General features: G+C 68.2%; 12 protein-coding genes and 1 pseudogene. 10 read left to right on the forward strand and 3 right to left on the reverse strand.

Annotated elements, in window-relative coordinates:
• Positions 1 to 59: 59 nt before the first annotated feature.
• The 8 genes and pseudogenes from minC (at position 60) to dgcA (ending at position 8,344) form a co-directional block, all read left to right on the forward strand.
• A complete protein-coding gene (gene minC / locus FZ029_RS05310; RefSeq protein ID WP_149268285.1) occupies positions 60 to 839 on the forward strand; it encodes a septum site-determining protein MinC in 780 nt (259 codons plus the stop codon).
• A 94-nt stretch (positions 840 to 933) separates the two neighbouring features.
• On the forward strand, positions 934 to 1,749 hold the full coding sequence (gene minD / locus FZ029_RS05315) for a septum site-determining protein MinD (RefSeq protein WP_085088446.1): 816 nt from the start codon (positions 934 to 936) through the stop codon (positions 1,747 to 1,749).
• Positions 1,746 to 1,994, forward strand: a pseudogene (gene minE / locus FZ029_RS05320) (cell division topological specificity factor MinE); the annotation flags it as partial. The gene minD and the pseudogene minE, both read left to right, overlap by 4 nt.
• A gap of 379 nt (positions 1,995 to 2,373) precedes the next feature.
• Entirely contained in the window at positions 2,374 to 3,759 is a 1,386-nt protein-coding gene (locus tag FZ029_RS05325; RefSeq protein ID WP_149268287.1) for a CRTAC1 family protein, read from the forward strand.
• 232 nt (positions 3,760 to 3,991) lie between these two features.
• The gene (locus FZ029_RS05330) at positions 3,992 to 4,516 is read left to right on the forward strand and encodes a PAS domain-containing protein (protein ID WP_149197434.1); all 525 of its coding nucleotides are present in this window, start codon (positions 3,992 to 3,994) and stop codon (positions 4,514 to 4,516) included.
• Positions 4,491 to 5,834 (forward strand): methyl-accepting chemotaxis protein, encoded by a 1,344-nt coding sequence (locus tag FZ029_RS33895; protein WP_149268288.1) that lies wholly within the window; start codon positions 4,491 to 4,493, stop codon positions 5,832 to 5,834. Before FZ029_RS05330 ends, FZ029_RS33895 begins: the two co-directional genes overlap by 26 nt.
• 391 nt (positions 5,835 to 6,225) lie before the next feature.
• Entirely contained in the window at positions 6,226 to 7,272 is a 1,047-nt protein-coding gene (locus tag FZ029_RS05340; protein ID WP_149197432.1) for a methyl-accepting chemotaxis protein, read from the forward strand.
• Between the two features lie 79 nt (positions 7,273 to 7,351).
• Positions 7,352 to 8,344 carry an N-acetyl-D-Glu racemase DgcA gene (gene dgcA, locus FZ029_RS05345; RefSeq protein ID WP_149268289.1) on the forward strand — a complete coding sequence of 331 codons (993 nt, stop codon included), beginning with the start codon at positions 7,352 to 7,354 and terminating at the stop codon, positions 8,342 to 8,344.
• 156 nt (positions 8,345 to 8,500) lie between these two features.
• Here the strand turns inward: dgcA and FZ029_RS05355 are convergent, their stop codons facing one another.
• Positions 8,501 to 8,911 (reverse strand): 4a-hydroxytetrahydrobiopterin dehydratase, encoded by a 411-nt coding sequence (locus FZ029_RS05355; RefSeq protein WP_149268291.1) that lies wholly within the window; start codon positions 8,909 to 8,911, stop codon positions 8,501 to 8,503.
• 150 nt (positions 8,912 to 9,061) lie between these two features.
• Between FZ029_RS05355 and FZ029_RS05360 the strand changes: the two genes are divergently transcribed.
• A complete protein-coding gene (locus tag FZ029_RS05360) occupies positions 9,062 to 9,667 on the forward strand; it encodes a uracil-DNA glycosylase (protein ID WP_149268292.1) in 606 nt (201 codons plus the stop codon).
• Here FZ029_RS05360 and FZ029_RS05365 read toward each other — a convergent pair.
• On the reverse strand, positions 9,657 to 10,316 hold the full coding sequence (locus FZ029_RS05365; RefSeq protein ID WP_149268293.1) for a 50S ribosomal protein L11 methyltransferase: 660 nt from the start codon (positions 10,314 to 10,316) through the stop codon (positions 9,657 to 9,659). The genes FZ029_RS05360 and FZ029_RS05365 overlap by 11 nt on opposite strands.
• Before the next feature lie 241 nt (positions 10,317 to 10,557).
• Between FZ029_RS05365 and FZ029_RS05370 the strand changes: the two genes are divergently transcribed.
• Positions 10,558 to 11,292 carry a CHAP domain-containing protein gene (locus FZ029_RS05370; RefSeq protein WP_247892154.1) on the forward strand — a complete coding sequence of 245 codons (735 nt, stop codon included), beginning with the start codon at positions 10,558 to 10,560 and terminating at the stop codon, positions 11,290 to 11,292.
• Positions 11,293 to 11,571: 279 nt separating this feature from the next.
• Here the strand turns inward: FZ029_RS05370 and ubiA are convergent, their stop codons facing one another.
• A complete protein-coding gene (ubiA, locus tag FZ029_RS05375; RefSeq protein WP_149268295.1) occupies positions 11,572 to 12,519 on the reverse strand; it encodes a 4-hydroxybenzoate octaprenyltransferase in 948 nt (315 codons plus the stop codon).
• Between the last annotated feature and the right edge of the window lie 30 nt (positions 12,520 to 12,549).

Raw genomic sequence — 12,549 nt, forward strand, 5'->3', positions numbered from 1 at the left:
GGGCTACGGGTGAACCGGAAGCACGGCACGAGGCGGCAGGAACGAACGGGAAGGCTACGGTGAGCAGCGCCAGTCAGGTCGCCGAACGGGATGCGCCGTTCCAGTTGCGTGGCAACTCCTTCACCATGATGGTGCTGAAGGTTTTCGCCCCGACATCGCCGGATTTCTTCACCCAGCTGAACGTCAAGGTGCGGCAGGCACCCAACTTCTTCCGCAATGCGCCGGTCGTGCTGGATTTCGACGACCTGCCGGAAAGCATCGTCTTCGATCTGGGCGCCTTCGTGTCGCAGGTGCAGGCGCTGCAACTGTTGCCGGTCGGCTTCCAGGGCGGGCCGCAGCCGGTGCGCGAGGCGGCGATGACCGTCGGGCTGACGCCGATGCCGTCGGGCCGCGCCGCCAAGCTGGAAGAGGTGGTGAAGGCCCCCGATCCGCGGCAGCAGGATCCGCACCAGCAGGGGCAGACGCCGATCCCGGCGCCGCAGGTGCTGATCGAGGTCGTCCACCGCCCGACCGTGGTGGTGACCGAGCCGGTGCGCTCCGGCATGCGCGTCTATGCCGAGAAGACCGACCTGATCGTTACCAGCTCCGTCTCTCCGGGGGCGGAGCTGCTGGCCGACGGAAACATCCATGTCTACGGCGCGTTGCGCGGCCGGGCGCTGGCCGGATTCTCCGGCGACGGCAACGCCCGCATCTTCTGCCACAGTCTGGAGGCGGAGGTGCTATCGGTCGCAGGCAATTATCGTGTCAGCGAAGACATCGGCAGTGACTTTTACAAGAAAGCCGTGCAGGTTTTCCTGCGCGACGGCGTCCTCAGCATGGACCTGCTGAAGACCGCCTGAAAGCTGAAGCGACGGAATCTTGTCCGGAGAGGACAATCTTCGGACGGTGTTTGGTATCGGTGACGGCAACTTTGGGATTATGGGAGAGGCTCCGTTGAGCAAGATCATCGTCATGACCTCCGGCAAGGGCGGTGTCGGCAAGACGACCTCGTCCGCGGCCTTTGCGACCGGGCTGGCGCTTCGCGGCTTCAAGACGGTCGTCATCGACTTCGACGTTGGCCTGCGCAACCTTGACCTGGTGATGGGTTGCGAGCGCCGGGTGGTCTTCGACTTCATCAACGTCATCAACGGCGAAGCGAAGCTGAACCAGGCGCTGATCAAGGACAAGCGGATCGAGAACCTGTACATCCTCCCGACCTCGCAGACGCGCGACAAGGACGCGCTGACCCGCGAGGGGGTGGAGAAGGTGCTGAACGAGCTGTCGAAGGAATTCGACTACATCCTGTGCGACAGCCCGGCCGGCATCGAGCGCGGCGCCCTGATGTCGCTCTATTTCGCCGACCACGCGATCATCGTCACCAACCCGGAAGTATCGTCGGTGCGCGACAGCGACCGCATCCTGGGCGTGCTGAACTCGCGGTCCCGCCGGGCGGAACAGGGGCTGGAGCCGGTGACGCAGCAGCTGCTGCTGACCCGCTACGACCCGGAGCGCGTCGAGCGTGGCGAGATGCTGAAGGTCGACGACGTGCTGGAAATCCTGGCGATCCCGCTGCTCGGCGTCATTCCGGAAAGCCAGGCGGTGCTGCGCGCCTCCAACGTCGGCATGCCGGTGATCCTGGACGAGGTCTCCAACGCCGGGCTCGCCTATTCGGATGCGGTCGGCCGCTTCCTGGGCGAGGACATCGAGCATCGCTTCGTCACCCCCCAGAAGAAGGGCCTGTTCAGCCGGCTCCTGCGGAGGAGCGCATGAGCATCTTCAACTTCTTCCGCGCGGCCCCGCGCGCGTCGGCCGTCCAGGCCAAGGAGCGTCTGCAGATCGTCATGGCGCACGAGCGCGCCGGGCGCAGCGGACCCGACTATCTGCCGATGCTCCAGCAGGAACTGCTGGCGGTCATCGCCAAATACGTCAACATCGACGAGAACAAGGTCGAGGTGAAGCTCGACCGCGGCGGCGACTGCTCGACGCTGGAGGTCAACATCGAGTTGCCGGCCCGCGAACAGGCCAAGGCCGCGGCGGCCGCCAAGCCGGCGGAAAAGCCGGCCGGCAACGACGATGCGGCGGGCAAGCGTGCGGCCGGCAATGCCGGCGCGAAGAAGCGCATTTGAGCGGACCCGGCGTTCGTCTCCCTGAAATTTCCTTGGCGAAATCCCTCCGGCGTCACCGCGCCGGGGGGATTTTGCTTTCCGGGGAGACGATGGTGCGGCGCGGAGTCGCGATGCGGCATCGGGCATAGGCCGTCCCTGATCCTCCGTCCGGGTTTACGGCCGGGCGAGGACGGGGTATCAACAGGGATACACCGCTCGAAAGCCCAATGGCTCCAAAGGCCTGTTGCGGGCGGCGAGGGTGGACCGACCACGGGACAAGAGGGTGCATATGTTCCTCGATTGCTCGTCGCTGCTCGCCGAGAACCCGCCGCGGCCGTCGAACGGGATTGCGGTCACGGACATCGACGGCGACGGCGCCTTCGAGCTGGTCGTGGCCGGCTACCACGCTGCCAACCTCGTCCTGAAATGGGTCGACGGCCGTCTGGTCGACATCGCCACCCCGCTGATCGCCGATCCCTCCAGTCCCGCCATGGGGCTGGCCGCCGCCGACATCGACGGCGACGGGCGGGAGGAGCTTTACGTCGTCAACTGCGACCGCGTTACCGGTGCCAAGGACATGGCCGACCGGCTGTTCGCCTGTTTCGGTAAGCATTGGCTCGACCTGTTCGCCCAGGCGGAGAATGCCGGGGCGGCCAACCACACGGCCGCCGGCGCGGTGGCTGCGCTCGACCGCTGGGGGCATGGCCGCTACGGCTTTCTGGTGGCGACCGACGGCGGGCCGTTGCGCCTCTATGAGCTGACCCGGCGCGGCCGGCTGGAGGATGGGGCGGAGGAGGCCGGTCTGGACTCCATCGGGGCGGCCCGCGGCGTCACCACCCTGCCCATCGTCTCAGACCATATGGACGTGGTGACGGTCAACGACGGCGGACCCAACCAGCTGTTCCGCAATTTGGGCGACGGCAATTTCGAGGAGATCGCCGAGGAGCGCGGCATCGTCGATTCGCGCCCCTCCGGACGCGCGGTCGTGGCGCTGGACGTCGACGGCGACGGGCTGTTCGATCTGGCGGTCGGCACCTGGGACGGGGCGCAACGCCTGTTCCATCAGCGCATGGGCGGCGCCTTTGTCGAAGCGGCCGGCGCCGATCTGTCGATGCCCGGCCGCATCTTCACCGTCGTCGCCGCCGATTTCGACAATGACGGCTATGAGGAGCTGTTCTTCCACGCCCATGGCGAGCCCAACCGCCTGTTCGGCTGGCGCAACGACCAGTGGCAGGAGCTGGAGTTGGGCGACGCGGCGGAGCCGAAGGGGCTGGGCACCGGCGCGGTCGCGGCCGACATCGACGGCGACGGCCGGCTGGAGCTGGTGCTGGCGCACGGTACCGCCCATGGCGGGCCCGATGCCGTGGCGCAACCGCTGTCCATCTACCGCCCGGCCGCCTCGCACAATGGCTGGCTGCGCGTGCAGCCGCTGACCCCCTACGGCGCACCGGCCCGCGGCGCCGTGGTCAGTCTGACCGCCGGCGGGCGCCGGCAGCGCCGGGTCGTCAGCGCCGGGTCCGGCTATCTCTGCCAGGGCGAGCCGGTCGCGCATTTCGGGCTGGGCGCGCTGCATGAGGTGGAGCAGGTCGAGGTGCGCTGGCCCGACGGCACGGTGGTCACGGTGGACAACCCGCCCGCCGGCCGGCTGCTGACCATCCCCTATCCGCCGGAGTAGGCGGATTTCATCCTACCGGATGATGGTCACCCAAATATTTCGGCACCGCAATGGGTAGGGTCTTTCCTGATAGCTTCCGTCACATTAAAGTGCAATTCGTTGCGGTACTCGCAGTGCGGGAGATCGCGCGGCATGTCGATCCGGAAATAATCCGGTTCTGCCGCCCGGTCCGCGCCGCAAGCGGACGCATGCAGGACCGCGCGGGTCCGGGAAGCGGGAGACCGGAAGGCACATGGCACGACGCGACGTCCCCCTGACGGGGGTGGAACGCTTCTTCGACCCGGATGAAGTCATCGTTTCCAAGACCGATCTGAAGGGGCGGATCACCTACGCGAATCGGGTTTTCCAGCGGGTCGCCGGCTATGAGGAGGCCGACCTGATGGGCGCCCCCCATTCCATCGTCCGCCATCCCGACATGCCGCGCTGCGTGTTCAAGCTGCTGTGGGACACGCTGGCGGCGGGGAAGGAGATCTTCGCCTATGTGGTCAACCGGGCCCGCAACGGCGACCATTACTGGGTCTTCGCCCATGTCACGCCCAGCTTCGACGCCGAAGGTCGGGTGATCGGCTATCACTCCTCCCGCCGGGTGCCGGAACGGTCGGCGCTGGACAAGGTGATCCCGCTCTACCGCCAGCTTCTGGACATCGAGAACAGCCATGCCGACCGCAAGAAGGGGATGGAGGCGGGCTTCGCCGCCGTCCTCGCCCTGCTGGCGGAGAAGGGGATCGGGTATGACGAATTCGTCTTCTCCCTCTAAGTCGTCCTCCCCCAAGGCGTCTTCGCTGACGCGGGCCGGCGGCCTTGCGGTGCTGGGCGGGGTGGCGCTGGCGGCGTTGCTGACGGTCGACCTGCTGGGTATCGGCGGGCTTGCCCTGCGCGCCGGGCTTGCCCTGGCCGGGCTGGCGGCGCTGGGCGGGGCGTTGCTGTTCCTGCGCCGCGCCTGTGCGGTGGTGGAGCAGCTGACCCGGGTGAACCGCGCGATCTCCGCCGGCGATTTCGAGGCGCGGGTGATCGGCATCCGCGAGGGCGGGGCGCTGGGCGAGCTGATGCATGCCACCAACGACGCCATCGACCGCACCGACGCCTTCGTGCGCGAGGCGACCGCCTCCATGCACGCGGTGTCCGAACACAAATATTTCCGCCGGATCGTTTTCCGCGGCATGCAGGGCGGCTTCCTGCACGCCAGCCGCACGATCAACGCGGCGACGGAGAGCATCTCGCAGAAGGTGGCGGGCTTCGCCGGCGTGACCCAGCGCTTCGAAGGCCAGATCCAGAGCGTGTGCAGCGAGGTGGCCGACACCGCCCACCAGCTGGAGGTCTCCGCCCGCACCATGGAGACGGACGCGACCCAGGCCACCGGCAAGGCGTCGTCGGTCGCGGCGTCCGCCGCCCAGACCGGCAGCAATGTCGGCAGCGTCGCCGCCGCGACGGAGGAACTGTCCGCCTCCATCGCCGAGATCGCGCGCCAGATCGGCGAGGTCGCCCAGGTCGCGGAAAACGCGGCGGGCGAGGCCGAGCGCTCCAACGCGCTGGTCGGCAACCTGTCCGGCGCCGCGCGGACGGTGGGCGACGTCATCACCCTCATCAACGACATCGCCAGCCAGACCAATCTTCTGGCGTTGAACGCCACCATCGAGGCGGCCCGCGCCGGCGAGGCGGGGAAGGGATTCGCCGTCGTGGCGCAGGAGGTGAAGCGGCTGGCCGACCAGACCGCCAAGGCCACCGGCGACATCGCCGCCCAGATCGCCGGCATCCAGTCCTCCACCGACGAGGCGGTGGGCGCCATCGTCGGCATCGGCCGCACCATCCAGTCGATCAACCAGATCGCCGCCGGCATCAGCGCCGGGATCGAGCAGCAGGGCTCCGCCGTGCGCGAGATCGTCGTCAACATGGAACAGGCCGCCGCCGGCACCCGTGCGGTGTCCGACGATATCCGCGAGGTCACCGACGCCGCCGGCCGCACCAGCGGCACCGCGCACGAGGTGTTCGCCGCGTCCGAACGCATGGCCGCCGAGGCCGACCGCCTGACCCGAGAGGTCCAGCGTTTCCTGGATGAAATGCACCGCGTGGCCTGACGGCTTTTCCGCAGTGCATTTCCCGTGGTGCAGTGATGCGCTCCGCATCAACTGCCCGGCGAATGTGCACAGCATGTGCACGGGATTTTGCAATGCGGAATTGATCTGGCGTGTTCCTGCTCAGATAAGAATTTTTATTGCGAATTTGCGGAGAATTCGTGTTACGTGTCCGCAACATGGATGCCGCGCCCATGGCAAGTTCGCAACCTGTTGAGCAACCCGTCGCCAGCATGCCTGCTGTTTCAGCAGCTTAACCGTACAACTCCCCCGAAATGCCGGATGGCGTCATGCCCTCTGCGGCCAAGCGCCGCGGAAACCGGGAGGGTGGGCCGTTCACGGGGCGCCGGCGACCGTTGGCACGGCTTTTGATTTGGAGGATGCAGGGACGGTCATGACGGGGGACAAGACGATGAGCATGGCGGGCACCGATCTTTTCGAGCTGTCGCGGGGCGTGCTGGATGTTGCGTCGAAGAAGGTGTCCTTGATCGAGGACATCACCCGGCGCACCAAGATGCTGGCCATGAACGCCCTGATCGAGGCGGCGCGGGCCGGCGACGCCGGACGCGGCTTCGCCGTCGTCGCCAACGAGGTGTCGGAGATCTCGACCCAGGTCAACAGCATCACCAAGGAGCTGCGGTCGGAGATCGTCGCCCGCGTCGACCATCTGACCACCACCGGCAGCGCCATGGTGCAGGAGATGCACGGCAAGCGGCTGGCCGACCTGTCGCTCAACATGATCGAGATCATCGACCGCAACCTGTATGAGCGGTCCTGCGACGTGCGCTGGTGGGCGACCGACAGCGCGGTGGTCGATTGCGCCGCCGACCCGACGGAGGAGGCGCGCCGCCATGCCTCGCGCCGGCTGGGCGTGATCCTGGAATCCTACACCGTCTATCTCGACCTCTGGATCGCCGACCGCAACGGCAACGTCATCGCCAACGGCCGGCCGGACCGCTATCCCGGTGCGCGCGGCGCCAACGTGTCGGACGAGCCGTGGTTCCGGCAGGCGCTGGCCACCCGCAACGGCGGCGAGTTCACCGTCGGCGACGTCGCCCGCAACCGCAGCCTGGACGACCGCGTCGTCGCCACCTATGCGACCGCGATCCGCCGCGACGGCGAGGCGGACGGCGACGCCATCGGCGTGCTCGGCATCTTCTTCGACTGGGAACCCCAGGCTGCCGCGGTGGTCGAGGGCGTGCGGCTGGAAGCCGGGGAGCGCGAGAAGTCGCGGTGCCTGCTGCTCGACGCCCGCCATCGGGTGATCGCCTCGTCCGACGGCCGCGGCCTGCTGACCGAGACCGTGCCGCTGCGCCGCAGTGCCTCCACCATGGGCCACTACATCGACGACAAGAACCGGCTGGTCGGCTATGCGCTGACTCCCGGCTACGAAACCTACAAGGGGCTCGGCTGGTACGGCGTCATCATTCAGGACCGGTGATCCTGCCGACTTGACTGTCGCCTTCGGGAACGGGGCCGGGATACACTCCCGGCCCTGTTCCGTTTCGGGGTTCGCGATCATGTCCGCCCAGCAACTGACCGTCCGTCGGGAGACCTTTCCCATCCGCGGCGCCTTCCGCATCTCGCGCGGGGCCAAGACCGAAGCCGCGGTGGTGGTGGCGGAGGTGACCGACGGCCCCCACCGCGGCCGCGGCGAATGCGTGCCCTATGCCCGCTATGGCGAGAGCGTCGAGGGGGTCGTCGCCGCGCTGGAGGCGATGGCCGACGCGGTGGCCGGCGGGCTGGACCGCGACTCGCTGGCCCGGCAGATGCCGCCGGGCGCCGCCCGCAATGCGCTGGACTGCGCCCTGTGGGACCTGGAGGCCAAGCGCAGCGGCGTGCCGGCCTGGAAGCTCGCCGGGCTGACCGAACCGCCGGGACCGCTGGTCACCTGCTACACGCTGAGCGTGGACGAACCCGAGGCGATGGCTGCCGCGGCCCGCGAGCGGGCGCCGCGCCATCCGCTGCTGAAGATGAAGCTGACGGGGGAGGGCGATCTCGACCGCGTCCGCGCCGTCCGCGCTGCCGCCCCCGCCGCCCGGCTCGTTGTCGACGCCAACGAGGGCTGGACGCTGGACCAACTGCACCAGTTCGCCCCGGTGCTCGCCGGGCTGGGCGTCGAGATGATCGAGCAGCCGCTGCCGGCCGGCCAGGACGAGGCGTTGCGCGGTGTCGACTGCCTGGTGCCGCTGGGTGCCGACGAGTCCTGCCACGGGCTGGAGTCGCTGGAACGTCTGCGCGGGCTCTACCGGGTGGTGAACGTCAAGCTCGACAAGACCGGCGGCCTGACCGAGGCGCTGGCGATGACCCGCGCCGCCCACGCCATGGGCTTCGGGGTGATGGTCGGCTGCATGGTGGCGACCTCGCTCGCCATGGCGCCGGCGATGCTGGTGGGGCAGGGCGCGCGCTACGTCGACCTGGACGGCCCGCTGCTGCTGGCCCGCGACCGCGAGCCGGGGCTGGTCTATGACGGTGCGGTGGTCCAGCCGCCGGTCGCGGAACTGTGGGGGTAGGTCTCGGCTGGCGATGCCCCCTCCCTAACCCTCCCCCTCTTCGAGGGAGAGGGGACTGCCGCCGCTTTTACAAATTGACCCTCTCCCGCTGGAAGCGGGGGAGGGAGGGACCCGCGGCGAAGCCGTGGGAGGGAGGGGGCACCCGAAGATTCCCCCTCACGCCCCCTGCACATAAGGCGGCGGCGGGGTGCCCACCGACGCCGGCACATAGGGCGCATCGGCCATCCCATTCACCTTCGCGGCCATGACGAAGTCGTTCTCGTGCAGGCCCCTGATCTTGTGGGTCCAGAAGGCGACCGAGCAATGGCCCCAGCCGTAGCGGATTTCGGCATGATGGCCTTCCGCTTCGCAGAGGTCGCCGACCTGGACGGCGAAGGCCTGGGCCTGGGCGAAGTCCGGAAACTTGAAGTCGCGTTCGATGCGGTCGGGATCCTCCTTCAGGACCCAGCCCGGCACCTGCACCAGATAGGAGGCGGCCATCGCCCGGTCCATCGGCGGTATCCCGCCGCGGCAGGGCTCGCAGGTCTTGCCCGCCAGTTCCTGCGTCGTCGGTGCTTGCGGTGTCATCCCGATCTCTCCCTTGTTGGTAGGCTGTTGTTGGTGGGCTGGACGGTCTGGGCTAGAACCTCACCGCCTACAAGCTTGGGGTCGGGCCGATGCTACGGCAAGCCCGGCTCCCCGACTGCACCCATCGCCGGAAATTTGGGAAGCGATCCGATGACAGAGCTGCGCACCGACATGCCCTTCGCCGACTATCAGTATCCGACCAAGCCGGTGGACGGACCACGGCTCGCCATCGTCGGCGAGGCGCCGGGGGCGGAGGAGGCGCGGCAGGGCACCCCCTTCGTCGGCCGCAGCGGCAAGCTGCTGGACGAATCGCTGGCCGCCGTCGGCATCGAGCGGGCGGAATGCCTCGTCGCCAACGTCTTCCGCTACCAGCCGCCGGGCAACAAGGTCGGGCATTTCTTTTCCTCGCGCGCCCGCGCCCGCAAGGAGGGTCGGGAGATCGACGAGAGCTGGGGCGCCTTCGGCACATCCGACCGGCTGCTCGCCGAATTCGCCGGCGAGATCGAACATCTGCGCGCCACCCTGGCCGACTACCGCCCGTCGGTGATCGTGGCGCTCGGCCGCACCCCGACCTGGGCGCTGACCGGCGAGAACGGCATCCTGCAGCTGCGCGGCAAGGTGCTGCCCTGCCGCCTGCTGGAGGGGGTGGAGGTGGTGCCGACCTTCCACCCCAGCTATCTGCTGCGCGGCCAGCTGGTGGAGCAGCCGACCTTCCTGGCCGATCTGCGGCTGGCCGTCTCGCGGCTCACTCGTTAGGAAGCAGCCGCCAGATCGTCGTTTCGCGCGCTTCCCGGTCCTCCAGCTCCAGCGAGGTCGGGACGGTGTAGGTCGCCACCTTCTCGATCCCGCCGGCGGGGGCATAGGCGCGGCCGGGATCGCCCAACAGCACCAGCGTGCCGGTCGCGGCGACCTCGCGCAGCCATGCCGTGACCCGCTCCGCCATCGGCTTCTCGTAGCAGACGTCGCCGGCCAGAACCACGTCGATGCCCGGCAGGGGGCGGCCGACCAGATCGGCGCTGACCGGCTTGACCTCCACCCCGTTGGCCTCGGCGTTCAGCGCGATGGCGGCGAGCGAGAAGCGGTCGATGTCGCAGGACTGCACCCGCGCCGCCCCAGCCTTCATGGCGGCGATGCCGACCAGCCCGGTGCCTGCGGCAAAATCGAGCACGGACTTGCCGGCCACCAGCTCCGGCCGGTCGAGCAACAGCCGCGCCACAGCTTGCCCCCCCGGCCAAGCGAAAGCCCAGTACGGCGGTGGCAAATTCGTGGCGGCCAAGGTCTCCTCGGTCGCCTCCCAGAGTGGCGTGACCTCGGTGGCAAGATGAAGCTTGATTTCCGGCAACAGCGGAGTGGTCGTCAGCGTCGTGTTGTCGCGGACGAAATCTGGCGGGGATGCATTGTTCATACGAGGATTCCCAAGGGACTCCGCTGTTGGGGGGAGGGCGGTCGATGGCTTTTGAATGTTACATAATTCAAACGGTGTAGACACAGCTGCGAACCCGTGTTACCCGTTCTGCCAAGGGGAAAACAGAGGGATTGGGGGAGTCATGCGGCAGAGGGGAACCGCCATCGGCCTTTCGTTTGCGGCTTTGATCGCGCTCAGCCCCCTTACCGTGTCGACGGCTGCCGCACAAGACGGCGATTGCGTGCGCACGGTCCGCTCCATCTCCGATTTCACCATTCGCGGCGACGCCTGGACCTGGTGGGACCATGCCGCCGGCCAGTATGACCGCGAACACCGCCCCGCCGTCGGCTCCGTCCTCGTCTTCAAGCGCACCGGCCACATGCGCCGCGGCCACGTCTCGCTGGTCAGCGCGGTGATCGACCGCCGCACCATCGAGGTCGACCACAGCTGGCTGGATGGCGATGGACTTCGCCGCGGCATGCGGGTGGTCGATGTGTCCCGCAACAACGACTGGTCCGCCGTCCGCGTCTGGCACGAGCCGACCGACCAGCTCGGCCTGCGCGTCTATGCCGCCTACGGCTTCATCATGCCGGAAGGCGAGGACGCACCGCGCGGCGGCCGGATGCTGGATGCCGGCGACCGCGGCATGGACCAGGGCTTCGCCAGCAGCCCGCGCGGCCGCGGCAAGGCCACCGGCCCGCGCATGCTGGAAGCGTCGCTGCACCCGCAGAAGGGCCATGTGGTCTCGGTTCCCGGCCGCAAGCCGCAGAGCCTGCCGGCCACCGCCGTCGCTTCCCTCACCCCGCAGAAGCCGCAGCGCATGGATGTCGCCGTCCTGCCGTCCCGCAAGCCGGCCAGCGCGCATGCCGTTCCGGCCCCGGTGACGGTCGCCGAGGTTCCCCGCACCGTCGCCCCCGGCCGCAAGCCGGGTTCCGGCAACTCCGTTGCCCAGTTGGCCGACACCAGCGGACGCTGATCGGGGCGGATTTCAGGTTTGCAGGGAGGGCGGGGCTTGGCTCCGCTCTTTTTGTTTGTGCGGGAGGAGCGGATTTTAGAGTCTGTTTGAAAAGCCCGTCGGCCAACAATCGACGCCTTTCCATCGTCATTCCCGCGAAGGCGGGAATCCAGCTATTCCACGCTGTTCCCTAGGGGGAAGCCTGGATCCCCGCCTTCGCGGGGATGACGGATCGGGAAAGGGCGGAAGATGATGGACGTTTTCAAACAGGCTTTTACGCCACCTTCCTGATCCGGGTCTCTATATCTTCCCGGCCAGGATCGCCGCCAGCACCAGCCAGCCGAACCAGCGGTTGGACTTGAACTTGTCCAGGCAGTCGCCCTGGTCGTCTGGCCGCCATGTCGCGACCTGCCAGGCCAGTTGCAGGGCGGCAAGCGACAGCACCGGCAGGAACAGCCCGCCCAGCCCGGCCAGACGGCCGGCGACGCCGATGCCGACATAGGTCAGGGTGTAGAAGCCGTAGATCCAGATCTTGCTCTGGTCGCCCAGGCGCAGCGCGGTGGACTTCACGCCGATACGGGCGTCGTCCTCCTTGTCCTGATGGGCGTAGATGGTGTCATAGCCCAGCGTCCAGGCGATGCCCGTCACATAGAGCGCCACCGCCGGCCAGCCGACATCGTTCTGCACCGCCGCCCAGCCCATCAGCGCGCCCCAGTTGAAGGTCAGCCCGAGAAAGGCCTGCGGCCACCATGTGATCCGCTTCATCAGCGGGTAGGTGAAGACCAGCAGCAGCGACAGCACGCCCAGCCCGATGGCGGTCGTCCCCAACTGCACCAGAATCAGCAGCGACACCAGAAGCTGGGCCACCAGGAAGGCCAGCGCCTGACGCACCGACACCTGTCCCGACGGGATCGGGCGGGAGCGGGTGCGCTCCACCATCGCGTCGAACTTGCGGTCCAGGATGTCGTTGACGGTGCAGCCCGCGCCACGCATCAGCACCGCGCCGATCCCGAACAGCGCCATCAGCCAGAGCAGCGAGGGCCAGTCCCGGAAGGGCTGCGGCATGGCCAGCGCCACGCTCCACCAGCAGGGGAACAGCAGCAGCCATGTCCCGATCGGGCGGTCGAGTCGCGCCAGCGTGACATAAGGGCGCAGCCGGGCGGGAATCCGGCGGGTGACCCAGCCATCCCGACGGATGTCGGTGAAACCGGAGTCGGGAAGAGTCGGGCCGGTGGAAGCAGTGGGCATGACGGCGGTGTTTCCGCTGTGCTATGGAGA

This window comes from Azospirillum sp. Sh1, assembly GCF_008365135.1.
In the GTDB taxonomy this organism is placed as follows: domain Bacteria; phylum Pseudomonadota; class Alphaproteobacteria; order Azospirillales; family Azospirillaceae; genus Azospirillum; species Azospirillum oryzae.